21 protein-coding genes are annotated in these 25268 nt (G+C 53.9%); 16 read left to right on the top strand and 5 right to left on the bottom strand.

The window, feature by feature from the left end; all coding sequences use genetic code 11:
* The first annotated feature begins 232 nt into the window (after positions 1 to 232).
* The 5 genes from JNUCC32_RS21735 to JNUCC32_RS21715 all read left to right on the top strand — a co-directional run bounded on the left by JNUCC32_RS21735 (position 233) and on the right by JNUCC32_RS21715 (position 3372).
* Entirely contained in the window at positions 233 to 436 is a 204-nt protein-coding gene (locus JNUCC32_RS21735; protein WP_009593042.1) for a CsbD family protein, read from the top strand.
* 32 nt (positions 437 to 468) lie between these two features.
* The gene (locus JNUCC32_RS21730; protein ID WP_012818890.1) at positions 469 to 744 is read left to right on the top strand and encodes a hypothetical protein; all 276 of its coding nucleotides are present in this window, start codon (positions 469 to 471) and stop codon (positions 742 to 744) included.
* Between the two features lie 146 nt (positions 745 to 890).
* On the top strand, positions 891 to 2177 hold the full coding sequence (locus tag JNUCC32_RS21725; protein WP_192569807.1) for an MFS transporter: 1287 nt from the start codon (positions 891 to 893) through the stop codon (positions 2175 to 2177).
* 71 nt (positions 2178 to 2248) lie between these two features.
* Positions 2249 to 2923: an NAD(P)H-binding protein gene (locus JNUCC32_RS21720; protein ID WP_096777108.1), complete on the top strand. Its 675-nt coding sequence runs from the start codon at positions 2249 to 2251 to the stop codon at positions 2921 to 2923.
* Between the two features lie 68 nt (positions 2924 to 2991).
* Positions 2992 to 3372 (top strand): RidA family protein, encoded by a 381-nt coding sequence (locus JNUCC32_RS21715; RefSeq protein ID WP_009593048.1) that lies wholly within the window; start codon positions 2992 to 2994, stop codon positions 3370 to 3372.
* 106 nt (positions 3373 to 3478) lie between these two features.
* Here the strand turns inward: JNUCC32_RS21715 and JNUCC32_RS21710 are convergent, their stop codons facing one another.
* The 3 genes from JNUCC32_RS21710 to JNUCC32_RS21700 all read right to left on the bottom strand — a co-directional run bounded on the left by JNUCC32_RS21710 (position 3479) and on the right by JNUCC32_RS21700 (position 7741).
* Positions 3479 to 4243, bottom strand: coding sequence for a tryptophan-rich sensory protein (locus JNUCC32_RS21710; RefSeq protein ID WP_192569806.1), 765 nt, complete (start codon positions 4241 to 4243; stop codon positions 3479 to 3481).
* 95 nt (positions 4244 to 4338) lie between these two features.
* The gene (locus JNUCC32_RS21705; RefSeq protein ID WP_192569805.1) at positions 4339 to 5955 is read right to left on the bottom strand and encodes a response regulator; all 1617 of its coding nucleotides are present in this window, start codon (positions 5953 to 5955) and stop codon (positions 4339 to 4341) included.
* A gap of 1 nt (position 5956) precedes the next feature.
* The gene (locus tag JNUCC32_RS21700) at positions 5957 to 7741 is read right to left on the bottom strand and encodes a sensor histidine kinase (RefSeq protein WP_012818895.1); all 1785 of its coding nucleotides are present in this window, start codon (positions 7739 to 7741) and stop codon (positions 5957 to 5959) included.
* A 153-nt stretch (positions 7742 to 7894) separates the two neighbouring features.
* Here JNUCC32_RS21700 and JNUCC32_RS21695 point away from each other — a divergent pair, with 153 nt between their 5' ends.
* The 3 genes from JNUCC32_RS21695 to JNUCC32_RS21685 all read left to right on the top strand — a co-directional run bounded on the left by JNUCC32_RS21695 (position 7895) and on the right by JNUCC32_RS21685 (position 11042).
* Positions 7895 to 8776: a carbohydrate ABC transporter permease gene (locus tag JNUCC32_RS21695; protein WP_009593034.1), complete on the top strand. Its 882-nt coding sequence runs from the start codon at positions 7895 to 7897 to the stop codon at positions 8774 to 8776.
* Positions 8776 to 9612 carry a carbohydrate ABC transporter permease gene (locus JNUCC32_RS21690; RefSeq protein ID WP_012818896.1) on the top strand — a complete coding sequence of 279 codons (837 nt, stop codon included), beginning with the start codon at positions 8776 to 8778 and terminating at the stop codon, positions 9610 to 9612. The genes JNUCC32_RS21695 and JNUCC32_RS21690 overlap by 1 nt, the downstream gene beginning before the upstream one ends.
* 140 nt (positions 9613 to 9752) lie before the next feature.
* Positions 9753 to 11042: an ABC transporter substrate-binding protein gene (locus JNUCC32_RS21685; RefSeq protein WP_096777104.1), complete on the top strand. Its 1290-nt coding sequence runs from the start codon at positions 9753 to 9755 to the stop codon at positions 11040 to 11042.
* Positions 11043 to 11133: 91 nt separating this feature from the next.
* Here JNUCC32_RS21685 and JNUCC32_RS21680 read toward each other — a convergent pair whose 3' ends face one another.
* Positions 11134 to 11346 carry a PLDc N-terminal domain-containing protein gene (locus JNUCC32_RS21680; protein WP_096777103.1) on the bottom strand — a complete coding sequence of 71 codons (213 nt, stop codon included), beginning with the start codon at positions 11344 to 11346 and terminating at the stop codon, positions 11134 to 11136.
* Positions 11347 to 11667: 321 nt separating this feature from the next.
* Here JNUCC32_RS21680 and JNUCC32_RS21675 point away from each other — a divergent pair, with 321 nt between their 5' ends.
* From JNUCC32_RS21675 to JNUCC32_RS21665, 3 genes are all read left to right on the top strand, one after another.
* Positions 11668 to 14769 (top strand): DEAD/DEAH box helicase, encoded by a 3102-nt coding sequence (locus JNUCC32_RS21675; protein WP_192569804.1) that lies wholly within the window; start codon positions 11668 to 11670, stop codon positions 14767 to 14769.
* Positions 14770 to 14848: 79 nt separating this feature from the next.
* Positions 14849 to 15592, top strand: a complete 744-nt coding sequence (locus JNUCC32_RS21670) for a hypothetical protein (RefSeq protein ID WP_192569803.1) — start codon at positions 14849 to 14851, stop codon at positions 15590 to 15592.
* 186 nt (positions 15593 to 15778) lie between these two features.
* Positions 15779 to 16657, top strand: coding sequence for a M15 family metallopeptidase (locus JNUCC32_RS21665; protein ID WP_036664536.1), 879 nt, complete (start codon positions 15779 to 15781; stop codon positions 16655 to 16657).
* A 171-nt stretch (positions 16658 to 16828) separates the two neighbouring features.
* Here JNUCC32_RS21665 and JNUCC32_RS21660 read toward each other — a convergent pair whose 3' ends face one another.
* A complete protein-coding gene (locus JNUCC32_RS21660; RefSeq protein ID WP_012818902.1) occupies positions 16829 to 17197 on the bottom strand; it encodes a hypothetical protein in 369 nt (122 codons plus the stop codon).
* Positions 17198 to 17573: 376 nt separating this feature from the next.
* On the opposite strand from JNUCC32_RS21660, the gene JNUCC32_RS21655 reads away from it, so the two are divergent.
* The 5 genes from JNUCC32_RS21655 to JNUCC32_RS21635 all read left to right on the top strand — a co-directional run bounded on the left by JNUCC32_RS21655 (position 17574) and on the right by JNUCC32_RS21635 (position 25134).
* Positions 17574 to 18404, top strand: a complete 831-nt coding sequence (locus JNUCC32_RS21655) for a zinc ribbon domain-containing protein (RefSeq protein WP_096777099.1) — start codon at positions 17574 to 17576, stop codon at positions 18402 to 18404.
* A 97-nt stretch (positions 18405 to 18501) separates the two neighbouring features.
* Complete coding sequence (locus tag JNUCC32_RS21650; RefSeq protein ID WP_012818904.1) at positions 18502 to 19413, top strand: TrmB family transcriptional regulator; 912 nt, start codon at positions 18502 to 18504, stop codon at positions 19411 to 19413.
* A 223-nt stretch (positions 19414 to 19636) separates the two neighbouring features.
* The gene (locus JNUCC32_RS21645; RefSeq protein WP_228468800.1) at positions 19637 to 19948 is read left to right on the top strand and encodes a hypothetical protein; all 312 of its coding nucleotides are present in this window, start codon (positions 19637 to 19639) and stop codon (positions 19946 to 19948) included.
* Between the two features lie 116 nt (positions 19949 to 20064).
* Positions 20065 to 21162, top strand: coding sequence for a metallophosphoesterase (locus JNUCC32_RS21640; RefSeq protein WP_192569802.1), 1098 nt, complete (start codon positions 20065 to 20067; stop codon positions 21160 to 21162).
* 228 nt (positions 21163 to 21390) lie between these two features.
* Positions 21391 to 25134 carry a stalk domain-containing protein gene (locus JNUCC32_RS21635; RefSeq protein WP_228468799.1) on the top strand — a complete coding sequence of 1248 codons (3744 nt, stop codon included), beginning with the start codon at positions 21391 to 21393 and terminating at the stop codon, positions 25132 to 25134.
* The last annotated feature ends 134 nt before the right edge of the window (positions 25135 to 25268 follow it).

Raw genomic sequence — 25268 nt, 5'->3', positions numbered from 1 at the left:
TTTCTGCCTTATGCTATGAAAATGGATATCTCTGTACAATCCAAGCTGCTGCCACGGATGGTTGAAGTCCACGGCGGCAGCTTTTTGCATGCGGCACTTTGAGGTATGGTTCGAGAGCGGAAACTCCCCGTTGTCATCGTTTGCCAGGATTCAGAGAAACTCCTGACGGGTATACACAAGTACAGGCAATGATACAATTCATCATCCATTACGCTAAGAGGAGCTGATATTTATGGATAGCAACGTATTTAAAGGGAAATGGAAGCAGATGAAGGGTGAAGCGAAGAAGCAATGGGGCAAATTGACGGATGACGATCTTGATGTGATCGACGGCGAGAAAGATAAATTGGTTGGCAAGCTGCAGGAACGCTACGGGCATACGAAGGACGCGGCGGAGCGCGAATATACGGATTGGAGTGCAAGATACCGCGACTAGTCCACAAGACGATAAGGGAGGCAGTACGAATCATGTTGGAATCCCGTGTTGTGACCGGCAAGGTGATCGATATTCGTGACGGCAAGGTGTTTACCTTACACGGAGACATGGTCAGCACCTATCATTTGGGATACTATGAGATGACGAACGAGGAGATTCTCCCTGTCACGGACAGTCAGCAGGCGGCAGCGCCCGCCGCGGGCTTCATGGCGGAAGAATCTTCCGAGTCCTCCGGCTGGCTCGGCAGGGAATGGAAACCGCTGGCCAGTTTCATAACCGCATGGAGAAAGAGTGCAAATCGAGCCTGATTTGCGCTCTTTTTTTGACTTTTTAAGCCTGTCTGTCCAGGTAATATGCAATGAGAAATTCATGTGAGTTTTATATTTCAAAAGTCATATTGACTTGGGTCCGATGCGGTGTAGAATGAGGTCAAAAGGAAGTTTGATCAGCCCATTTGAAGACATCGAAGGAGTGTATCAACATCAAGGCTGTCCAGGTTATTCACAAGCCGCGCAAACAGGTTTCGCATCAACGCAAACATTTGATGACGGCCACATGGGAAGGGGTTCCGGCGATCATTTTGCAGACGCTGCTGGGCGGCCCCTTTTTGACAGGGTACTTATTGTACTTAGGCGCGGAATCCAGTGAGGTTGGTTTTGTTCTGGCCGTCACCACGCTGTTCAACGTGCTTCAGATTCTGGTTGCGTACCTGATCCAGCGCTTGCAGTACCGCAAGAAAGCAATGATTGTGTTTACCTTTATGCACCGCATGTTGTGGGGGGCTACGGGCCTGATCCCGTTTATTTTTCCGGAACGATGGTGGGTTCCGGTGTTTATGATCCTTTATATGGGCGCCTTTATTGCCAATACCGTATCCGGCATGCTGTGGACCTCGCTGATTAGCGACATGGTGCCGGCCAAAGTGCGGGGACGTTATTTCGGCATACGCAATACCATCCTGAATGCGCTCGGAGCCCTGACCCTGTTTGTTGGCGGGATCATCCTGGACCGTTATCCCGGCGGCGGGGGCTTCCTGATTCTGTTTATGATTTCTTGGATTGCCATCGCTGCGAACTTATCCATGTTCTTCTTGTATCCTGATCCTCCCTTCGAGCATTCGAGCGAGCGTCAGTTTAGGGCGATGATCCGCAAGCCGCTGTCGGATACCACGTTTATCAAATCTACGCTGTTTCTGGCTGGTTGGCTCTTTCTGCAGACGTTGATTGTTCCGCTCTACTCGTACGCCATGCTGGACGTTCTGCATATTTCGTATTCGATCGTATCCATCATGACCGTTGCGCAGACCGTGATCATGATGATCGGTTTCTACGTATGGGGAAATTTGAATGCGCGTTTCAGCAACAGAACCTTGCTCTATTGGACATTGCCGCTGATTGCGGGGTCGTGCTTGACATGGGGCTTGCTGTCCGTCCTGTCCGTAATTCCGGTGCTGCTGTTATCGCATATGCTGCTTGGTGCCGGCGTAGGCGGCTTTAACCAGCTTGCCTTTAACTTCATGATCGGAGATACGCCGAAAAGCGAACGGCCGATGTTCATTGCCGTATACTCCTCCATCACGGGGTTTGCCTCTTTTCTCGGTCCCATGCTGGGCGGTCTCATATTCAAAGGGATTGCACATGCGCCCGACTGGGTATCCCGATATGGTTTTCAAACCGCGGTGGGCGTGTTGATGGTACTGATTGCTTTGACGGTGGGGCGGAGAGTGCTTCGTTCCGCTTAGAAGAACGGCAGGCAGCCGATGTCTTTCATGTCATGGATATTTCATATGATGAACGAAAAGGAGGGGTTTCGTTGGGAAAGGTTGCACTCGTAGTCGGGGCCACGGGGCTTGTGGGGCGTTCGGTAACCGACGAGCTGCTGGGCCGCGGGGAGCTTGATGAGGTGCGCGTGCTGGTGCGAAGACTCCCGGAGGTCACGCATCCCAAGCTGCTGCCCATCCTGGTGGAGTGGGACCAGCTGGAACGATACGGCGACGCTTTTTCCGGCGTCCATAGCGTGTATTGCTGTCTGGGGACCACAATCAGGAAAGCGGGGTCCCAGCAGCAGTTCCGTAAAGTGGATGTGGACTATGTCATCAAGGCGGCAGAGCTGGCCAAGCAGAACGGAGTGAGGCAATTTATGGCGGTCAGCTCCGTAGGCGCCAATCCGAAGGTTCGTAATTTCTATCTTCGCACCAAGGGAGAGGTTGAAGAACGGTTGGCCGGAATCGGTTTCCGGGGGCTGCATCTGTTCAGACCGTCGTTATTGCTGGGGGAGAGACCCGAACGGCGGTTTGGGGAGCGGGCGGCTTCGCTTCTGATGACTTCCCTCGACTTTGCATTCAGGGGTCCGAAGCTTGCCCCATACCGGGCCATTCCGGCGCAGAAGGTCGCCAGGTCCATGGTGAACATCGGTCTAACGGATATGAAAGGCCATCATGTATACACCAATGAAGTGATGCATGTTCTAGGCGAGGCCGCTGATTAAATTTGCCAGAGAACCCGCGGCGGATTACAATGTACACATATAGGAATACATAGAAAGGGTGATATATCATGAGTAAACATATCATATCGACCGACAAAGCCCCGGGAGCCATCGGACCATACAGCCAAGCTGTAGAAATCAACGGATTCGTATATACTTCAGGCCAGCTGGGATTGAATCCGGAAACAGGAGAATTCGGTGAAGGGGTCCAGGAACAAGCGAAGCTTTCGCTTAGCAATGTCAAGGCAATCCTTGAAGCTGCCGGGACAAGCCTGGATCAAGTGGTTAAAACCACGGTATTCCTGAAGGATATGAACGATTTCGCGGCGGTGAACGAAGTGTACGGCAGTTTCTTCTCCGAGCCGTATCCTGCGCGCAGTGCCGTGGAGGTTGCTCGTCTGCCGAAGGACGGATTGGTAGAGATCGAGGTTATAGCCGTTAAGAATTAAACGATATGAACGTACAAGGAGCTTTGCCTGCGTCGGCAAAGCTCCTTTTGCTTGTTCCAAATCCTTTCGATGAAAATTCTGAAGAACGAGCCGATGAATCCGGGCTTTAATACCGGGATCGTCTTCGATTGCGCGTGAAGAAGAGCCATATGGCAAATACAAACAAGATAATCGAGAGCACGAAGGCGGTCATTAAAATACTGTCGGTCTCCCGATGCTCGGCGGCGATGGCGATGTAAGCCCAGGTGAAGACCAGCGGTACGATGCCGTCCCGGTATCGCAGTCCGATCAGGATGGCGAGTAAAGCGCCTACGCAGAGCAGGGCGATACCCAAAGCGGATTCGCGCAGCCCGAAGAGGCTCCAGCCATTCTTTTGGAACACGATCCCGACATTGACGATAAAGGCAGGGCACACCCAGCCGATATATAGGCTGAACGGCAGCTTCAGGCAGAATCTCTCGCCGGGCGTCGGATAGTCTATCGCATGCGTGCGCACATATAGAACCCATAGGGTCAGCAGCAGCAATAACATCACAACGACAGACCATTCAATATACAAATAGTGCCATAGTACAAGCCAGGCCATATTGAATACGCAGCTGAGAATAAACCATGGACCGATGGATTTGACGGAATCCCGGTTTCCGGAGTCGCGGCGCAGCTGGTAGATGACAAAAAAGAGCAGCAGCACATAGATGACGGACCATATGGAAAAGGCATACCCTGCGGGAGTGATCGCCGTATAATACATATCCGATATCTCCCCGGTCGTTCTGCCACCCAGCGGCAGCATGCCCGATAACACGTTCACGGTGATAACCCCGAGGAAAAACAGCAGGTTCCACCAGCGGTACGGGTTCGTGCGGTACATACAATCTCCTCCTGATATCAGTCTGGACTATATAGAATATACCCAAAAGAATGGATAACGAGCCAGCAGCCAAAAGAAAGGGGGTTATCGTTTCCTTAATTCATATGCTTCTTGCGATATTCGTTCGGCGTGAAACCCTCCATCTTCTTGAACACTTTGCTAAAATATTTCTCGTCCTGGTAACCGACCATCTCCGCGATCTGGGCAATCCGAATTTGGGGATTGAGCAGCAGCGTTTTGGCTTTCTCGATTCGAATCCGACCGAGGAAATCCGATAACGTCACGCCGAATTCCTGCTTGAATTTACGGGAGATGTACTCCCTGCTAAGAAAAAACTTGCCTGCGATCTGCTGCAGCGAAATCTCATCATGATAGTGCTGCTCCAAATATTGGGCTATGTCATGAATGATGTGACTGTCCTTCGAATGGATCTGGGTAAGGACCCGGGATGCCGCGTAGAGCCTTCCGCTGATCTGTTCGCGCCAGCGGTCCCAGCAAATCATGCCATCCTCGCTGTAAGGGAGCGCGGAGGGAAGGTCCTGCGAAATTTCAGCGTCCTCGACGGGCTCCTGCGTGCTTTTCACTTCATTTTCCGTCCAGTGATACTGGATCCAGTCCCATTCCGAATTCCACCTCATCAGATGCTCGGGAGAAACAAGATCCCTCTCGCGAACCTCTTGCAGCCACTCTGCCGTGGCCGCCTCGATGCGCTCCTTGCTCCCGCTGAGCGCGGCCAGCTTGAATTCCTCCTCGTAGGAGGAGAGCCGCAGGGTACGGGAGCCCTCGCTTTCGACGGCGCGCTCACGATGGATGTGGGACTTGCCAGTCAGTAAATTGCGGCTGCACAGGGCTTGGACTGCAGTCGAATAAGCCTTGGGCAGATCTTGGGGAAAAGCGCCTGCTTCGGCGGCGCCGAAATGGCTCCGCCTGCGAAGGGTGGAGAAGAACCCGTCATTGATTCGATCCAGCAGGTCGTTAAAGGGAAGACGTGGATTCCAACAGAGCAGGATGATTTCTCCGGGCTTGTCGATATGCCGGAAGGCTACTCCGCGATCCTTCAACAGCTCATTGCAAATGTTGATGAGGGTGAAGGACAGCAGATGCCGCCTATTGCGGAATTTGGACAGCAAAGCTTCGTCAAATTGATCGTCGCGGAGCACGGCAACGTTGCAAGCCATGCCGGTTTCGGGCAGCGTCATCCGGTTCCGCAATTGAGAGACGACGCTTTCCCGGCTGCCGTAACCGTTCACAAGATCCGAGAGCAGGCGGTCCATATAGAATGGGGTCATCTGATTCATTTCAATAGTCTGATTGGTCATATGCCGCCGTTTCTCTTCCTCAAGCCGCCAGGTTTCAACCGCTTTGGCCAGCGCCTCGTTCAAGCTGTCCGGATCCACGGGCTTGAGAATATAATCGATGCCTCCCGAACGGATGGTATGGCGCACATATTCAAAATCATCGTATCCGCTGATGACAAGCACTTTAATATCCGGTTTCGTGGCATGCAGCCAGGTCAGCAGCTCAAGTCCGTTTTTGCGGGGCATCCGCATGTCGGTCAGGACAATCTGCGGTTTCTTCTCCTCGATTAGCCTTACCGCTTCCTCGCCGTCGGCCGCCTGGTCGATCTCCGTTATGCCATGCCGTTCCCAGTCTGCCAGAAGCCCTATAGCTTCCCGAACGTGCTGTTCGTCATCTACGATCAATACTCTCATTCTAGTGTTCACTCTCCCGTGGTTTGATATCGAGCGTAACCTTGACGCCGTGGGGCTCTGCATTCTCTATGGTTAATTCAGCATGATTGTTGGAGTACAGGTTCAACCGCATGTATACGTTCAACAGCCCGATAGAATCTTCGCCGGCATCGTTTCGGTCAGGGTGATGAAAGGCCGTCTCAAGTTTGCCGCGGATCGAGGCGAGCTCCGCCTCCTCGATGGAAGCCCCGTTATTCTCAATGACAACGATCAAGCGGCCATCCTCCGCGATGCGGGTGGAGATGGAGATGCGGCCGACGCCGGCGTGCGTGTTCATGCCATGCTTGAAATAATTCTCAACGATCGGCTGCAGGATCATCTTCGGAACCGGGGTCGTGAGGCTTTCCGGATCCACATCCCAGATGATTTCCAGCTGATCGCGGAACCGCTGTTTCTGCAGCTCAAGGTACAGCCGCACATGGTTGATCTCATCCTGAAGCGTCACTTTGCCCTCGCTGTTGCGCATATTGTAGCGCATCATATTCGCCAGCGAAGAGAGCAGGGAATAGATCCTCGGCACGTTGTGCTGCAGGGCCAAGGTGCCGATGGACTGGAGCGTATTGTATAGAAAATGCGGATCGATCTGGGCCTGAAGCGCCTTCAGCTGGTTGGTTTTATTGGCGATTTCCAGCCGGTACTCGCGCAGGATCAGGTTGTTGATGGTATCCATCATCGTTCGGAAGCGTCGGGACAGAATTCCGATCTCATCCGGGCTTGTCACGTCAATATTCACGTCGAGCCGCCCGGTTTTCACCTGATTCATATAGGTTGTGAGCTGTTTAATGGGTTTTGTGATTCGAATCGATATCCATAATGTGCCGAATATGACAATGAATAGCGCTAATATCGCAATAATCGCGTTAATGCTCGTTAATTCCGTCGAATGTTTGTACAGCGTTTGGTGCGGAATTTGCTTGACGAGCGTCCAGGGTGCGTAAGGCAAATCGAGCTTCTCATAGACAATCATCGCATCCTCGCCGTCATAATATCCTCTTTCCGCTTGAGCGATGACGTCCATAAGCTCAGGATCGTCCAGTGCTTGACCTCTCTGCTGCGGATCCGGACCGTATATGATGCTGCCGCTGCTATCAATCAAGTATAGCGCCTCTTCCCCTTTAGCATACAGCTGATCGCATATGGCCAAGATACTGTCGAGTTTCACGTCAATGGCCATGAGGGCATATTGGTCCGGCGCAGGCACGTTGGTGATGGATCGGTAGAAAGTGATCACCTCAAAATCCAGGATGTCCGCGGGCCGCGGAGGGAACCCGTAACTATGCACCTGATGGACGGGCTCGATGGCTGTATTGCCTTCGCCGAACTCTTCTATTTTGCGGTACGGAGCCTGCCGGAATTCCCTTCTTGGCAGATTGCTGGATATCTGGGTGGATTGTCCCGTCAATTGATTGTGCAGATAAATCTGGTGAACGTCCTGCGTGCCCGTTTGGATGGCCTGCAAGGTTGCATACAGCTCGGCTACGACCCGGTGGTTATCGGGATCCAGGGCAAGGTTGCGCAAAAAATGGGGATCCGAATAAACGGACAGCGACGCGCGGTCGATGCCGCGCAGATAGTTCATCAGATTGGTCGCTCCTTGATAGATCAGCCGCACATTTTCGTTCACCGTCTGCTCCTTCACGGACTCCCGCGTATGCGTAAACGTGATGATTAACGAGAGCAGGAGCGGGATGGTTGTGACGGCGAGCATGAACGTGATCAGCCGGGTCTGGATGCTGCGATATTTCATGAAGGATCACCTCGGAATTATCGAATGGGCATAAGCGCGTATGGTCAATATTTTACACCTAACGGTTCATGATTCTCCGTGTTTATTGTTTACAGGTTACCGCATAATAGCTGTACATCATACAACAACTTAACGAAAAGGGGAGATCAAGGGATGAATCGAAAAAAATCTTCGGCGCTGCTGCAGCAGTTTCTTTTCGTGGGGCCCTCCACCATATTTTTCATCCTCATCATGATCATTCCGTTCCTCCTGGGTCTTTATTATTCCTTCACGAACTGGAATGGCGTGTCAAGCAAAATCGATTTTGTCGGCTTTGATAATTTTGTTACCATCTTTACCAACGATGATAAATTCCGGGATGCTTTCTGGTTTACGACCCGTTTTACGGTGCTTGGCGTCATCCTTACGAATCTTCTAGGATTTATTCTGGCGTACTTTCTGACGAAGCCTTTGAAGACACGAAACGTGCTGCGGACGATCTTCTTCATGCCAAACGTCATCGGCGGCCTGCTGCTCGGTTTCATCTGGCAGTTTATCTTTGTCAAAGGGTTTGCGGCGATCGGCAATGCCACGAACCTCGGATTCTTTAACCTGCCTTGGCTCGGCACAAAGGGAACTGCCTTTTGGGCAATTGTAATCGTTTTCGTATGGCAGACGGCGGGGTACCTGATGGTCATCTATATCTCCTCGCTTAACAATGTGCCAAAGGATATTCTGGAGGCTGCCGAAATCGACGGGGCGAGCAGGGGGCAGGTGCTGCGGTCCATTATCATCCCGCTTGTGATGCCGGCGGTTACGGTATGTTTGTTCCTGGCGATCTCCTGGTCATTCAAAATGTTCGACCTGAACCTATCCCTGACCAAAGGCGGCCCGTTCGGCTCGACCGAGTCGGTGGCCATGAATATTTACAATGAGGCCTATACGAATAACCGTCTCGGACTCGGAACGGCGAAGGCGGTCATATTCTTCATCGTGGTTGCCATCATAACAAGCCTGCAAGTCCGATTCACGAAGAGCAAGGAGGTTGAAGCCTAATGGAGACCACAAGAAAATACCGGCTGAATACCATGGCCACCGAGATCATCATGGTCATCGTGGCATTGCTCTTCCTAGTCCCGTTCTACTTCCTGTTCGTGAACTCCGTCAAAACCTTCGGCGAGCTGTTAACCGATTCGGCGGGGCTTCCGACCACGTTCGAATGGAGCAACTATTCGCGGGCGTGGGACATCACGAACTTCCCGCAGGCGTTCTGGAATTCGCTGGTCGTTACGGTGGCGAGCAACCTGCTGCTGGCGATGTTAAGCGCCATGACCGCTTACCAGATGGTTCGCCGCAACACGCGTTTTAACCAGATCATGTTTGCGCTGTTTGTGGCGGCGATGGTCATTCCGTTCCAATCGATCATGATTCCGCTCGTGAAAGTGACGGCAACGCTCGGCATTAACAACAGCTTGTACGGATTGATTATCTGTTACCTGGGCTTCGGGGTTCCGCTGAGCGTATTCCTGTTCCATGGCTTCGTGAAATCGATCCCGATGGAGATCGAGGAAGCCGCGACCGTGGATGGCTCCAGCGGGTACGGCGTATTCTTCCGGGTGGTTTTCCCGCTGATGAAGCCGATGTTCGTGACGGTGATCATCCTGAACACCTTGTGGATATGGAATGACTACCTGCTGCCATCCCTGATTCTGCAGTCTGCCGAGCTTCGGACGATTCCAATTGCTACTTTTGCCTTTTTTGGGCAGTATACCAAGCAGTGGGATTTGGCCCTCCCGGCGCTGGTGCTGGGGATCATGCCGGTCATTCTGTTCTTTCTGGCCATGCAGAAGTACATCATTGAGGGAATTACGCAAGGAGCGGTGAAGGGATAACCGCCAAACGGTCAATTCCTTCCCCCTCAAAGATCAATATAATACCTGATTTAACGAAAATAGGTTGATTATACTAAAAAAGTAAACGCTATCAACGAATGCTGGACACGATGTTATAGAAAAAAAAGGGAGGTTTTACAATGAAGAAATACGGTAAGCTGCTCCTGGTCATGGTTTTGGCTTTCTCCACGCTGCTTGCAGCCTGCGGCAACAATGAGGACGGCAGCCAAGGCGCTGAAGGCGGTGCCGAGGGCGGAACGAAAACGATTAAGATTTTTCAATTTAAAGTCGAAATCGCCGAGGCTTTGAACAAACTGAAGGCCGAGTACGAAAAAGAGCATCCCGGCATCAAGCTGGATATTCAAACGGTTGGCGGCGGCTCCGATTACGGTGCGGCGCTGAAGGCGAAATTCGCTTCCGGCGATGAGCCCGACATTTTCAACGTCGGTGGATATCGCGATCTGGAGACATGGTTTGAGAATGTCGAGGATCTCTCGGACCAGCCATGGGTGAAGGACGTTGTTGACGTTGCCAAAGTACCGATGACAAAAGACGGTAAACTGTACGGACAACCGATGACCATCGAAGGTTACGGATTCATTTATAACAAAGACTTGTTTGAGCAAGCGGGAATCACCGAACTCCCTAAGACGCTCACGGAGCTTGAGGAAGCTGCCAAAAAGCTGCAAGCGGCTGGGATTACGCCATTCGTGAACGGATACCAGGAAACCTGGATTTTGGCCAACCACTTGCTGAACATTCCGTTCGCCCATCAGGAAGATCCCGATGCATTCGTCAAAGGAATGAATGAAGGCACGGAGAAGCTGGTTGGCAACGCGAAGTTCGATGAATGGATGAGACTGTTCGACCTCACCGTCCAATACGGCCAGAAGAACCCGCTGACGACGGATTACAACACGGAAATCACGACCTTTGCCAGCGGTGAAGCGGCCATGACCCAGAACGGGAATTGGACGCAGGTGCAGATCGACGGGATCAACCCGGACCTGAACATCGGCCTTCTGCCGATGCCGATCAATGACAACGCCGAAGAGAACGACAAGCTTCCGGTCGGCGTGCCGAACAACTGGGTCGTGAACAACAAATCGAAGGTGAAGGACGAAGCCAAGGAATTCCTGAACTGGCTCGTCACTTCCGAGACCGGTAAACGCTACATTACGGAAGAGTTCAAATTCATCCCGGCACTGACCAGCATCGAGGCGAACAGCGAGACGCTTGGCGATCTGGGGAACGATGTCATGAAGTACAGCCAAGAGAACAAAGCGCTCAGCTGGGAATTCAACAAATTCCCGGACGGCGGCATGAATGAATTCGGCAGCCAGATGCAGGGTTATGTGGCTGGCAACGTGGACAAAACCCAATTGTTCGAAGGCATTCAGAAATCATGGGACAGCTTAAAGGCGAAGTAATCGCGAGGTCGGCACGAGTGCCATCCGAATGATTATGGACGTCAAAAAAGACGGTGCAGGACGAACCTGCACCGTCTTTTTGTTGTGGGGGCTAATAATTATTGCGAATCAGCAGGTAAATAATAAGACCTACCACAGGGAAGAACAATAAACCCAGCACAACAAGAATCGCGAACTCGGGACTGCGCCCTTTCCGCCGGGCATCGTTATAACCCCATACGCAGACGGCAATGTGAAGAAGAAAGAAGAACAATCCCAGCAATAAAGCCGCAATCCCGAAAATACCAAAGCCTATAAAACTCATAAATGCAAGACCTCCCGAACTCTTAATGTATGATCTACATACGCCGGATCAGCGGAAGGGTCGCATAAAAAATGCACGCTTCGAAAATTTGGGCGGCAAGAATCAACGGGAGACTGCATAAGAACAAGGATTTTTCATTACTCTATATAATAGAAGAATTCGCTATGCAATACATAGATCATAACGAAATAGTAAATACATGGTATGATAAAGGTTGACGTTATTTTGGCGATGGCCATAATCCGTATCGTTTTGAAATTAGGTTGCTATCGTATAAGATAGTAATAATATCTATAAAGCAGGAAAAGACGGGAGACAACGATGAATCAACCGCTCTATGGCGTATGGTTAGGTGACGTATTCTTTTGTTTTTCCGGTGAGGTTTCGGAGCCCCGAGTGGATGCATGGAGCAGAGTGGTCCGAACCTTTCGCAAACCGGATGGAACCCGTCCCTTCGCTAACGCTTCCCTCCGGCTTGCCGAGCTCAGATATCCGGCCAAAGTCCTCGGATCGAAAAGCGCGCGGCGTCCGGAACGGAAGACGCTTGGCGGACGGACGATGGAAGGGCTTGCGCTGACACCGGGAGACGCATTCTCCATGCTGGTTTCGCTGGATCCCGAGCATACCCAAGCTCAGGGTTTGGCCGTCGGCGAAGAAATGGAATATTGGGTGCAAGCGAGCAGATTCGCATTGGAGCTGTTATTGCAGGGGAGGTTTGCACCAGGGACGGCGGAGGTGCCTTCCGCCGGAAGGCGCAAAACGTCGATGCACACGATAAAAGCGGTATGGAAACCGCAGCTGAATACCGAGGATACGGCCCGTTTTCTGCAGCTGGCGGCGAATATTCCTCCTATTGCCATCGGGACGCCTGCAGCGCTTGCCGGAACCGATCCTTCCACGCGGGAGGAAGCGGGGGCGATCGTGCTGTATTCTTTCCTGTGCGGCGTGATCGACAGTCAAGCCAGGGCTGCCGTCCGCGAATCGGAGGACAAGCTGAAGGCCTATCTGGCGAACTACCGGCGGGGACAATCCCCGCTTACCGAGCTGTGGTGGAACAGTCTGTTGACGGTCAGTCGGGATATTCCCATTCAAGGAACGGCGGAGGAAGTGGGCGAGCTGGAGGAAGCCGTAGAACGGGTCGGGGGGACCGTGTTCCCTTACGCCGGCGGGGAGGATCAGCCTCCTGAGAACGGAACCCTTGCCCTTGGGCTGCGGCTCGAACCGCCGCTGGAAGAGAGCCGGAAGGACTGGAAGGTAACCTTCTGGGCACGAAGCCAGGAGGATGAAGGCTTATTGATGCCGGTCCGGAGCGTATGGGGAAGTCCGGAATCCGATCAGCTGCTGCGCGGACGGATGTATGCTGGGGCCCAGCTGCAGCTGCTCATGAGGCTGGGAGAAGCCGCGGCGCTGGCTCCCGAGCTGGCGGAAGGCTTGTACGGGCGCGCTCCGGAGAGCGTCACCCTGCCGCTGGAGCGGTTGTCGACGTTCATGAAGGAATCGGTTCCGAGATTAACGGCGAGCGGCGTTACGGTTCAAATGCCGTCCCGCTGGAGCAGGGAAGGACGCCGCCGCGTCGGCTTATCCCTCAAAATGATGCCGGATGCAAGATCGTCAGGCGAAGCACAGTCGACGCCGGTGCTCGGAATGGAGCATCTGGTCAGTTTCCAAATATCCGCCGCGATGGGCGGCCATACCCTGACGCGAGAGGAATTGAAATTTTTGGCCGAACAGAATCTGCCTTACGTCCAGTTCCGCGGGGAATGGGTTGAGGTGGATTTGAAGGAGATCAATCAGGTGCTGCGCTTCATGAAACGCCATGAGAAGGGCGAGATGGAGCTTGCCGAATGGATGCACCTGAGCGCCGAAATGGATGGAGAACGCTTGTGGAAGGGGCTTTTCATCGAAGAAGTGGAGACAACGGGCCTGCTGTCCTCCCTGCTGGACGGGGAAACGGTGCGCAAGCTTCCGTCCCGCCCGATCCCTTCCTCGCTTCACGGAGAGTTGAGGCCGTATCAGGAGCGGGGATATCAGTGGCTAAGCGTGATGCGCGATTTGGGTTTTGGCGTTTGCCTTGCCGACGATATGGGGCTTGGAAAAACGGTGCAGGTCATCACTTGCCTGCTGGAGCGCCTCAATACCGAAGCCGCGGGAGACCCGGTGCTGATCATTTGCCCGACCTCGCTTCTGGGTAACTGGCAGCGGGAGATTCAGCGATTTGCGCCGGATCTGACCTTGCATGTGCACCACGGCGTCCGCCGTCTGCGCGGAGACGATTTCCTGCAGGAGGCGGCCGATCATGATATCGTGCTGACGACGTATCACTTGGCCGGAAGAGACGGCGGGGACTTATCCGCGATCCAGTGGTCGAGCGTGGTGCTCGATGAAGCCCAGTATATTAAAAATTATCGTACGAAGCAGGCGCAGAGCGTCATGAAATTATCCGCGCCGCACCGCATTGCGATGACGGGGACGCCGGTGGAGAACCGTCTGGCGGAGCTGTGGTCGATCTTCCATTTTCTCAATCCGGGATATCTCGGATCGTTTAACAGCTTCCGTCAGCGCTATGCGCCGGGCGAAGGGCAGCAGGAGAGATTCCGGGAGCTTCACAAGCTGGTTTCTCCATTCATGCTGCGCAGACTCAAGAGCGATCCGGACATCCGCAAGGATCTGCCGGAGAAGCTGGAACTGAAATCGTATTGTCCGCTGACCGAGGTTCAAGGCGCGATGTATCAAGCCGTCGTCGACGAGATGATGGGACAGATCGAGAGCCGGACGGGCATGGCGCGCAAGGGGCTTGTGCTTTCATCCCTCACCAAGCTGAAGCAGATATGCGATCATCCGCAGCTGCTTCGACGCGACGATGGACGCGCTGTGCGTCCCGAGTCCTCCGGCAAGATGGAGCGCATGCTCGAAATTCTGGACAGCATCGCTGATGTGGGAGAATCGGCGCTGATCTTTACCCAGTATGTGGGCATGGGCGAGCTGTTGGTGAGCATGCTTGGACGTAAATACGGAAAACAGCCGTATTTCCTTCATGGAGGGGTGCAAAAACGCGAACGGGATGAGATGGTACGGGCGTTCCAGGCAGGCGAGGGGACGGAGTTCTTTGTCCTGTCGTTGAAAGCCGGTGGCGTAGGCCTGAATTTGACCCGTGCGAACCATGTGCTCCACTATGACCGATGGTGGAACCCGGCGGTCGAGAATCAGGCGACGGACCGCGTATTCCGGATCGGGCAGAACCGCAACGTTCAGGTGCACAAGCTGATTTCCCAGGGAACGCTGGAGGAGAGGATCGACGAGCTGATCGAACAGAAGAAGGCGTTGTCCGAGCAGGTGGTCGGGTCGGGCGAAACCTGGCTGACGGAGATGTCGGACGGCGAGCTCCGCCAGCTGATCGAGCTTCAGGAGCAGGATTGGATGTAACCGAAAATGCCGGTCCGCGGATGGCATCATGCCTACCAGGCGTACCGGTACGCGAATGGAATGTAAGGAGGTGCGGGCTATGGAAACTGCGGGATTAGCCGAAGGGCTCAGACTCGAGATCGAACCGGGATGGTTGAAGGGAAAAGCGGATGGAGACATCGAATCTTCGGAGACTTATGAGGTCAGCGTTCAGGTGGAGAAACTGGATCCTGCCGCCCGCGAGGCGGTTCTGGCTTATCTGGAGAAAGACCCGCAGGCGCTGTACCGCCTGCTTGCAGGTCAGGACGCCCCTTGGCTGGATGAACTGGCGCCATCCCCCCTGCGGGGCGGAGAGCTTGCCGCCGAAGCGCGCTGCACATGCGGCCGAGCGGCTTGCGGGCATGCCGCAGCCTTGCTGGCTGCCGCAGCCCGGCGTCTAGCAGCAGAGCCGCTCCAGCAGCTGACGCTGCTAGGGCTGCCGCGGGAAGCGCTGCTGGCCGGCGTCTTCGACGCCTGGGCCAAAGCAGCCCCGCTGCCGGCAGGCGGCTCTGCCGCGGAGTCGGCCGCCCGCGCGAAGGAGAAGGGACCGTCCGGTCCTTCTCCGGGCGAATGGGTGGCCGAAGCGGCGGCCGAGGGCCGCTTGCACCGGCCCGGCCCGCAGCTTAGCGAGCTGGCGGTGCAGCTGTCGCCGCCGCCTCCGGCGGATCAGCTCGGCCCGGCGGGCGACTGGACAGGCTTGCTGCCGGGCGTTCGCGGCGCGTCCAAAGCGCTTGCCCTGATCGCTCGCGGGGCGGCCAAGCAAGCGGACCAGAAGCGCCGCAGCTTGGAGCCGCCTTCGCCATAGCTTGGACATCCATTGCAGAATGGTATGGAATTCGATAAGAGCAGCGCCGTAAATCGAGGCAAGCTGCCGAATACCTGACGTAAACGGTGTAAATCCGTCATGATTCGTCAGCGGCTCGTTTGTCCTGTTTATTCCGAATAGGGTACAATGGGGGCAGGACAAACTGTGGGAAAGGAAGTAGCAGAGATGAATGCATTTTCGGGAAGAGGAATCCGGTTTACAAGCGTAATGCTGTCATCCCTGCTGTTAGCAGGGGCCATTCTGGCGGGATGCCAATCCGACGATGCCGGCTCCGGCAAGGAACAGGGGCAGGAATTGCAGTCGCCGGCCGAGGGCCAGGAAGGCAGCACGCTTCCTGAAGGCGGATCGGAGAACGGGGAAACGGGGGCTGAGAATCAGCCGGCGGATCCGGTCATGGCAAAGCGCAGCGAGAATGCACTCCAGGCCACCATCCAGGAGAGCGGGGGCAAGCAGGTCGTGACCAATGCGGAGGCCGTGACGGTAGTCGTGAACAAGCAGCGCAGCTTGCCGGACGGTTATGAGCCGAGCGATCTTGTAGAGCCGGATGTTCCGTTTTCTTTTGATGAGCCGCACGAGAAACGGCACCTGAGACAAGAAGCGGCGGACGCACTCGAGGAATTGTTCGACGCGGCCAAAGCGGACGGCATCGAGCTTCGGGCCGTATCGGGATACCGTTCTTATGCCCGCCAAAAAACCATATATGAGAACAATGTTCGTACCAAGGGGGAAGCCGAGGCTAACCGCGTAAGCGCTGTGCCGGGTACGAGCGAGCATCAAACCGGCCTGACCATCGACGTATCCAGCCCTAGCGCGGGCAATGCGCTGGAGGAAACGTTCGGCCATACGGAGGAAGGACAGTGGCTGGCGAGCCGCGCGCCGGAATTCGGCTTTATCATTCGTTATCCGGAAGGGGCCGAGGATATTACCGGCTATGTATACGAGCCTTGGCATATCCGTTACGTAGGAAAGGATTTGGCACCGGATATCGCCGACAGCGGCCTGACGCTGGAGGAGTATTTCGACGAAGCGAACATTAAACTGTAAGCTGTGCTAATAGTCGTAGGATAAACGGGACTTTTTATCCTTGTACCGCGGCTTGCGAATCTATAAAGTAGAACAGGACCTGCGCAAGACCGGGCGATGTTCTAGTTATACAAAGGAATCCCGGAGCGGCTCGCTCCGGGATTCCTTTGTTTTTGGACTGAAGCATTCGGATTACTTATTCAGTGGCGAGTCTTCATAACCGGGATCGTCGTAGCCGGTATCGTTCAGCTTGCCGATGATGTTCATATCCTCGATGGTTTTGCGGGTGCGTTCATCCCCATGTTCATGGAGAAAGGTGTAAAGATTAATCGTCCGTTCATCGTATTCCTCGGCGGCATCGTCATGATCTGCCGATTTATATGGGACGAACGTCCGTTTAAAAGCATACCGGTCGCTGCTGCTGACCTCATGGAGCAGCCCCCTCAGCTTCGAGACCTCTTCATCATCCATATATACGACATATTCGTTCGTATCGTTCGGTACATCCTGGATCAGGTTGTGATTGACTGAAACATAATACGTCTTTTTATCGTTTGTCATGATAAATCCCTCCAGACTTCGGCAGCTCAAGGCTGCACGGAATAGGATACGGGGTTTAAACCGGCCGCCGCCCCTTACTGTGCATTTTTCTAATCATATACACGTACGGGGGCCGGATGAATCAGAAGCGAAGTTGGAAGGGGCTTCCTTTTTCACATGGGGCAAGGAATTTGGTATGATAGAATCACCATGACGGCAGTATACTGGACGATGAGGATCATATCATGACACATGAGCAAATCTGCGAACTGCAAAGAAACATGGGGCAGCCGGTTTATGGCTGGCTATAAATCGTTTATAACCTTGATGAAGAGATATGACAATGTGCCGGCGGACCGCCGGTGAATCGGGATATGAGAAAGAGGAGGATTCATAAATGAAGATTTTACAGAAACTCAAGGATGGAGCTAACCGCGCAACGGAAAAGGCGCAGCACGTGGTCGAAGTGAATAAGCTCAACAGCCAAATTTCCGAAATCGAACAGCAGAAGAACTCGTATTACTTGCAGATGGGTAAAGTATTCTATGAGGGCTACCGTCAGCAGGATATGACGATTGCGGAAAAGGAGATGGTCGAGCTCGCGCAAACCTGCGATGGATTGCAGGAGCAAATCGAAGCGATACGGAACCGCATCGCGGTGCTCAAGAATGAACGGGTCTGCGAATGCGGACGCGTGGTCGCGCTGGACGCGAATTTCTGCCCGTATTGCGGAAACAAGCTTGCCAATTTGATTGACCCTGAGGAGTCAGCGCCGGAAGAGCCGCGGGAGCCCGAGCGCAAGAGCATGTTCGATAAACGCGAATATGCGGCGGCTGAAGAAATTCAGGAGGAACAGGACGATGTCCAGACCTATGATTATCGTCCGAATCCGGATCCGTACGAGCCCGACCTCTATGATCCTGAACCGGAACGCCAGCGCGAGGAGATCATCGAGCGGTCGTCTGAACCGGAGGTTGATCCTGAACGGCTGCGCCTCGAGCAGGAGGAGCAGGAGAGGGAACGCCGCCATTGGGAAGAGCTCGAGCGCGAGCGGGAGAGACAGCTGGAGCTGGACCGCCGCATTCGTTTCTGGCAGGAAAATAATCAAAGTCAAGACTACGTCGGAGACGATGAAGCGACCCGCGACATGGTGAAGTGCCAAATTTGCAGCGTCGACCTGCCGAAAGGCTCGAAATGGTGTCCGCGCTGCGGAGCTGAACAGATTTAAGAGATAGGGATTCGGACGATCATGCCCTTGCGCGATGAATAAAGGACAGTGTGAATGATAGAGCAAGCGTTCGAGCATCTATGGGAGGACTAATATTATGGAACAATTGCTGCATCATTTGCGCAATTTGGGATTTACGGAAATTGAGTCGAAGATTATGGTGGACCTTGCCGAGCATGGGCCTGCAGGCGGGTATGAGGTAGCTAAACGTTTGGGCGCTTCGCGTTCCAACGTTTATGCGGCCATGCAGCGTCTGGAGCGGCAGGGAGCGCTTGAGCGAATGGACGGGGAACCTGTCCGTTACCGTTCGCTGAAGCCGGAGGAATTGACGCGGATGATATCCGGGCGCGTGGAGGCATCCCTCGCTTTTGTTGAGAAGAGCCTGCCGCGGAGCAGCGGCACGGCCGCTCCCTTCCTTAGCATGGAGGGGGATCAGGCGGTGCTTGATGTGCTTGTACGGGAGCTGAAGCGGGCGAAACGGGAGATCGTCGTTGACGTCTGGCGCGAGGAAGCGTCGCTGCTCCGTGAGCCGCTGGCGGAAGCGGAGGCAAGAGGAGTGAAAGTGCTGTGGGCTTGCGACGGTCCGGATCAGGGACTCTCAAGAACTTTGGCGTGGCCTGGGTGGAGCGACCTTGCGGAGCGAAGGGCCGGTGGCCGGAAGTTCTCGTTTGTCGTCGATCGGCAATGGTGCATCTTAGGGATGCGCGGCGGGGACTATGATACGGGAGCGGTCATCACGGAGCATCCGGTCATGGCAGAGCTGCTCTTGCATCATTTTACCCAGGAGATGGTATTGTTCCAGTTGGAACAGGACATGGGCGAGCAGCTGGAAGCGCGTTACGGAGAACACTTTGGCCTGATTCAAAGCGAGTATCTTAATGCGGAGCCGGAGACTGAAGAGCAGGAAGAGCAGGAAGACCTGGCTGCGTCATCGATAACCCGCCCGCTGGCGGGGCATGAAGGCGATCCCGAAGAAGTGAACGGGGACTCCAATCGTAATACGGCCTAGGGGCACGTTGTAGATCATTGCCTTTCCGGAAGTGACTTTTGTCACAGTTAAGCATCATGTTTCATCGTAGAATGGAATAGACATAATGATTAGGAACGCCGGGATTCATCTTGGCGTTTATTTGCTTAAGACCGGCAACCCGCGTGAATGAAGGCCGAGATGGCAGGAGAACATGAATGAGACGGGTGTGAACGGATAACATAACAACCAAGAAGGGAGATGGATGAGCATGGAATGCATCGTTCATTTTACAGTCGGACATAAAGAAGGCCCCAAGAAGCTGCGTGGATTGATTTTTGTTGATAAGGGAGAGACTCCTACAGGTGAGCAGCTGCTCGATATGTTTCATGAAATGGAGTACCGGGTGGTGCCTGACCCGCATGATGAACTTCTCTTTAAACCGGAGAACGGCGCCGAAAGCTATACGTATATACGCGTGAGTGAATTGGATATGGGGCAGGAGCGATATACGGAAGACCGTAATTTGAAGGCGCTGCTGAACGAGCTGCTGCCGAAACAACGCACGGGTTTGTAACGGCTTCTTGATGCTATTAGAACCATGCGAAGATCATAAGCCCTCCGCCTTCCGCCAATGTCCGCTGGGATTTGTAAAATCCGCTTGCTATAATGGATGTACGGAAGGGGATGGCGATGTTTATTATTGCAGGAATCGTGGCGCTTTTGATATACGGCTTGCTGGTTTATTATATTGGCCGAAGCGTATGGAGCTGGTTGAGGCCGGGGCCGTCCATGGCGCTCAAATGGGTATACATAGTCGTGCTGACCGTGGTATCGACATCGTTTATATCAGGACGGTTTTTCGGTAATCCAACCGTGCTGAATATTATAGGATCGTATTGGATGGCTATTTTTTATGTGCTGATTATCCTTCTCCCGTTGATGCACATCGTGTTATGGCTGCTGAGGATGACGGCATTGCGAAGAGACGGGCTGGAGAAGGCGGCGGTATCCGTCGTGCTGGTGCTGATGGTGATCGCGATCGGTTTCGGCTCCTTTAACGCTTATAGTCCAACCGTACGTGCTTACGATATTCAGGTGGACAAGGATGCGGGTACCATGGAGAAGCTGAATATCGTCATGGCGTCCGATATGCATTTCGGCGTCCTGTCAGGCAAGGCGCACGCTGAGCGCATGGTGAAGGAGATCAATGGCTTGAAGCCGGATCTGGTGCTGTTTCCGGGCGATATTATTGATGATGATCTGGATGCTTATTTAAGCCAGGGGATAGATCGGATTTTGACCGGTATCCAGGCAACCTATGGCGTATATGCTTCGCTTGGCAATCATGACCGATTCGAAGGGGAGATCACGGAGCTGATATCGGCTCTTGAGGACAGCGGCATGTCCGTGCTGTATGATGAGAAACTGACGGTGGAGGGCTTGACGCTGGTAGGCAGGCGGGATAAGCAGGATCAGGACCGCGCCGATTTGTCCGCGATCATGGAGGGGACCGATTTATCCAAGCCGGTCTTTCTGCTCGATCATCAGCCGAATGCGCTGGACGAAGCACAGCAGCAGGGCGTTGATCTGATCGTGTCGGGGCATACGCACCGCGGTCAGGTATTCCCGGCGCATTTGATTACGAGGGCCCTGTTCGAGAACGATTGGGGATATCTGCAAAAAGGCCGGATGCATTCCATCGTGTCCTCGGGCTACGGCTTCTGGGGACCGCCGATTCGGCTGGGCTCCCGCTCCGAGATCGTGCAGATCCATGTTACGTTTCAATAGATGAAATTGTCGGAGAAAGCTACCGTTGAGGTGGCTTTTTTTGATGTCAGATATATTGGGAAAATTATGTATCCAGATAGGGCCGGATTATTGTAAGATTTTTGCTAGAAATATCACTTAGGTATAGGGGGGGTTAAGGGTTTGGTTTCGATTAGGTTTAGAAAGATGGGCATGATGGCATTAGCCGCTGTCCTTGCGGGGAGTGTATTTGGGGGAGCAAGCGACGCCATGGCAGCATCAACTGCGCCTTTTCCAAGCAAAGAGAGGCTCGTCGCCGGCAACGGATTACCTTTAGGTCAATCGACTACGATTGCAGGGGGGCCGGGGCATGCAGCCGGGCTATCCTCGTCACTGGCTTCGGAAGGATTGCGACAACCGGGCAGTGTGGCTTGGCTGCCTGACGGCTCCGTTATCGTATCCGATACGGAGAACCATGTGATTCGCAAAATAAAGGACGGGAGGAGCAGCATTCTCGCAGGTGCCTCCTTGTCCTACAAGCGGGACGGCGGGGGACTTCCGATCGGCGGGCTCCTGGATGGCCAGGGCGAGCTTGCGTTTTTGAACCGGCCGTCCGGGATTGCCGTTGACGGAAAAGGTCAGGTGTACATAGCCGATTCAGGCAATCATGCGATTCGTAAAATCGATCAAGCGGGCAGAGTAACCACCATAGCGGGCAACGGACGGATGGGGCTGAAGGATGGCAAGACTCAAGATGCCTTGTTCCACGAGCCGCAGGACGTTGCGGTTACCGAGGACGGCATTCTGTATGTGGCGGATACGCTGAACCACGTCATTAGGCGGATCTCTCCGGATGGGGAAGTAACGACGATTGGCAGCCCGTCGACGCGTGCTGTCCAGGTTCGCGCCGGAGTCATCGCTTTGGCAGGGGACTACAAGAACGGATCGCTTGCTGAAGCGCAATTTAACGAGCCGGCAGGTCTTGCGTTTGACGGTAAAGGCAATTTGTATGTCAGCGATTCGGGCAACCACGCGATCCGCTATATCGATTTCGGGAAAGGGACCGTTTCGACGGCCGCCGGCAGCGGTCCGTCATCCGATGGCTACGCCAAGGACGCGTTATACGCAGATCCTGGCTATCTGGACGGAGCTGCGGATGCAGCCCGCTTCAACTCGCCTCGGGGATTGGCATGGAGCGCGGAGGATGGACTTCTCATTGCAGATTCCCATAATCATGCCGTGCGTCAACTGAAAGACGAACGCGTATCCACCATGGCCGGCGGAACCAGAGGTTACGCGGATGGAATTGAAAGCGAGGTCCGATTCAACGCGCCGGCGGATATTGCCGTCGCTTCGGATAGTGGGGAGCTGTTCATCGCGGACCAACGCAATGGGGCCGTCCGGGCATGGTCCGGCTATAAGACGCCCGATGCCTGGCAACCAGGCCAAGGGATCGCCGCAGCTTACGGAGATCAGGCGGCCCAACTGGGCGACTTGGCCGTTATGAAAGAGGGCCAGATCGTGGTGCCTGTCAGAACGTTAGGCACGCTTCTCGGAACCCGTATGAGTTATGATGCCAAGAATAAGGAAATGACATTAACCCTTGGCGAGGATGTTATCACGCTGCAAGCCGGAGATCCCTATATGACCCGGGATCAGGCGGGCAAAGAAGTTTCCCGAGCGGCGACGGAGGTTGAGCCGTATATCGCCAACGGCCAGATGATGGCTCCGCTGCGAGCGGTGGCCGAACTGATGGGCAAGGATGTCCAATGGAACGAAAGCGGCAAGCTGGTTATCATCCGGGATTTGGCTGAACGGGAAACGAAGCCGGGGGATGTTAGCTTCAGCACTTCGAAATTTACGCCGCGACGCATGCAGATCGTGGAAATCACCGGTTCGGCCAAGATCCGTTACGGCGGGTATGCGCAGGTGGATGCCTACAAGGGGATGATGCTGGGCGAAGACGATGAAATTGTTACCGGCTCCGGCACGGGAGGCGCCAAGCTTCGGATCCTGGATACGGAAGATGTCATTACGTTAGGCAACGACACGACGTTGGTGGCCGAGCAGCTTCGCAAGATTGGCATCTCCAACGTAACTCGGCTGAATCTGGAGGCTGGGCAGGCTTATTATGATGTTACCGACCTGGCCCGGTCGACGGATCGATTCGACGTGCGGACCGGTTATGCGGACAATAGCGTACAAGGCACGCATTTTATAATCACCGTCAACCCCTTAACAGGAATGACAAACGTAGTGACGGCTAGCGGGAAAGTCAGCTCTTCGCTGGTGCCGGCAGGCACAGAAGGTTCCTTGCTGCCATCCGGCCCGGTCATGATTAGTCCCGCGCAACAAATATCGCTGGGCGGTTCACAGGAGGAACGCCCCCCTGTACAATTCATCGATATTGAGGATTTGATTGGGAACGCTTCGCCGGGAATCATTGCTCAGATAATTAAGAATAAGAACGACATCGACCGGGAGAACGAGGAATTTCTCGAGAAGACGCGGCAAGAACTACAGTCCGGACAAAGCGGAACCGGCACTCAGGACTTGATTATGAAATCGCCGGACGATTTGGCAAAAGTCGCGGATAATTTGAATAACCTCATCGGAAATATCGCGAAAGAGGCGCTTGATAAGAAAAAAGCCAGCCAAGAAGAATTAAATAAACTGATTAAAGAAGCAAACCCGGATTCGGGGAAGATATTTGATCTTGGCCAAGTGAAAGATTTGGATAAACAAGCCGGCCTCGACCCTGCTCTGGAGCAGGCGCGCTTGGAAGCACTGAAGCGCAAGCAGGAAGAGGTACAGAAGAAGCAAGATCAGCAGCAGAATCAGTTGGATCAGCTGCAGGAGAAACTCGGCGATATGCTGGCAAAGATCGAGCAGCAGGAGGAAGCGAACAGGAAAGCACAGGAGGAAATGAAAAAGAAGGCCGAAGAGCAGCTTCTTCAATCCTTAAGCGCAGAGGAGAAGGCACGCTTTCTCCAGGGCAAGAAAGAGGCGGAGCAGGAGAAAGGCGCTCGGCTGCCGACGCCGGTTAGTCCTGGCGGCGGCTCGGGATCAGGAGGCAGCGTATCGCCGCCTGTAACCGGTCCGCCTGTGACCGAGCCCCCAGTGACTGAGCCTCCGGTAACGGAACCTCCTACGACGGAGCCGCCTGTGACCGACCCTTTCGTGAAGGTTATATATAGCGATGATATGAGCAGTGAACTGTCGGCCCGCCCAGACAATTATTTTGGATCCATTCATTTCGAGACGAAAGGCTATGCCGATGACATGGAAGTTCAAGTCAGGGTGACGCTGACAAGGGATGGAAGTCCGGTCGTGGGTCTGCCTGTCCGTCATGGCGAGCAGACGGTGGAATCCAACGCAGAGGGAAGCTTTACGCTGCAGTCTGTTGATGGTATCGGCTTTAAGTTAAGCGAGGTCGCTTCGCCGGATATTCCGCTGGAGTTCTACGCCGATCTGCTGGAGCCGGGCAGCTATACGGAGAAGATTGAGTTGCTTGAGATCAAGGAAGGCCAATTGACTGTGCTTGGAGAAAGCGTCCGTTCCATCCAGGTCAGTCCCTTCTCGCAATTCGAATTCATTGGCGAAGGGCCGTTTCCGGCAGCCCTTGATATGTATTGGGGGTTTTCTTCCAAAGCGTACGGACTGAGCGAGGATACCCGGGTTGGCTACGAATTGACGATTCTCGATGACCATGGTCAGCCGGTAAGTCTGGGCGTACTCGGATTCCGGATGAAGCCGCATGAGCCGGGAACGGTTCCGACGGAGGGGTATGAGATCGCAACTCCGGATCGTGAAGGGGTGTACCGAGTAAATGCAGGTTTAACGGCTGGGGATATGGATCTGGGAGGGAATGGGAGCGATATCCTGTTCCGCTGGCAGCAAGCTCATGTCGGGACTTATACGCTCCGTATCCAGCTGGTTGATATAAACAGCGATATGTCGGTGCCCATCGGTGAGCCCCTGGAATGGATAATCAAAGTGACACCTACAAGTTGATGCAAGGGAAGGCTGTCCCATTAATCGTATGGGGCAGCCTTTTTTTTCTTTAATTGACCAGTAGTTTATTATTTCCGTAAATTTTCACTTTATTTTTTCATAGGGAATGCGTTATACTTCATTCATTCGGAAAT

It is taken from the genome of Paenibacillus sp. JNUCC32, from assembly GCF_014863545.1.
Taxonomy (GTDB): Bacteria; Bacillota; Bacilli; order Paenibacillales; family Paenibacillaceae; genus Paenibacillus_AQ; species Paenibacillus_AQ lautus_A.
The sequence above is the reverse complement of the archived record's forward strand: the minus strand, read 5'-3'. Positions and strand labels throughout refer to the sequence as shown.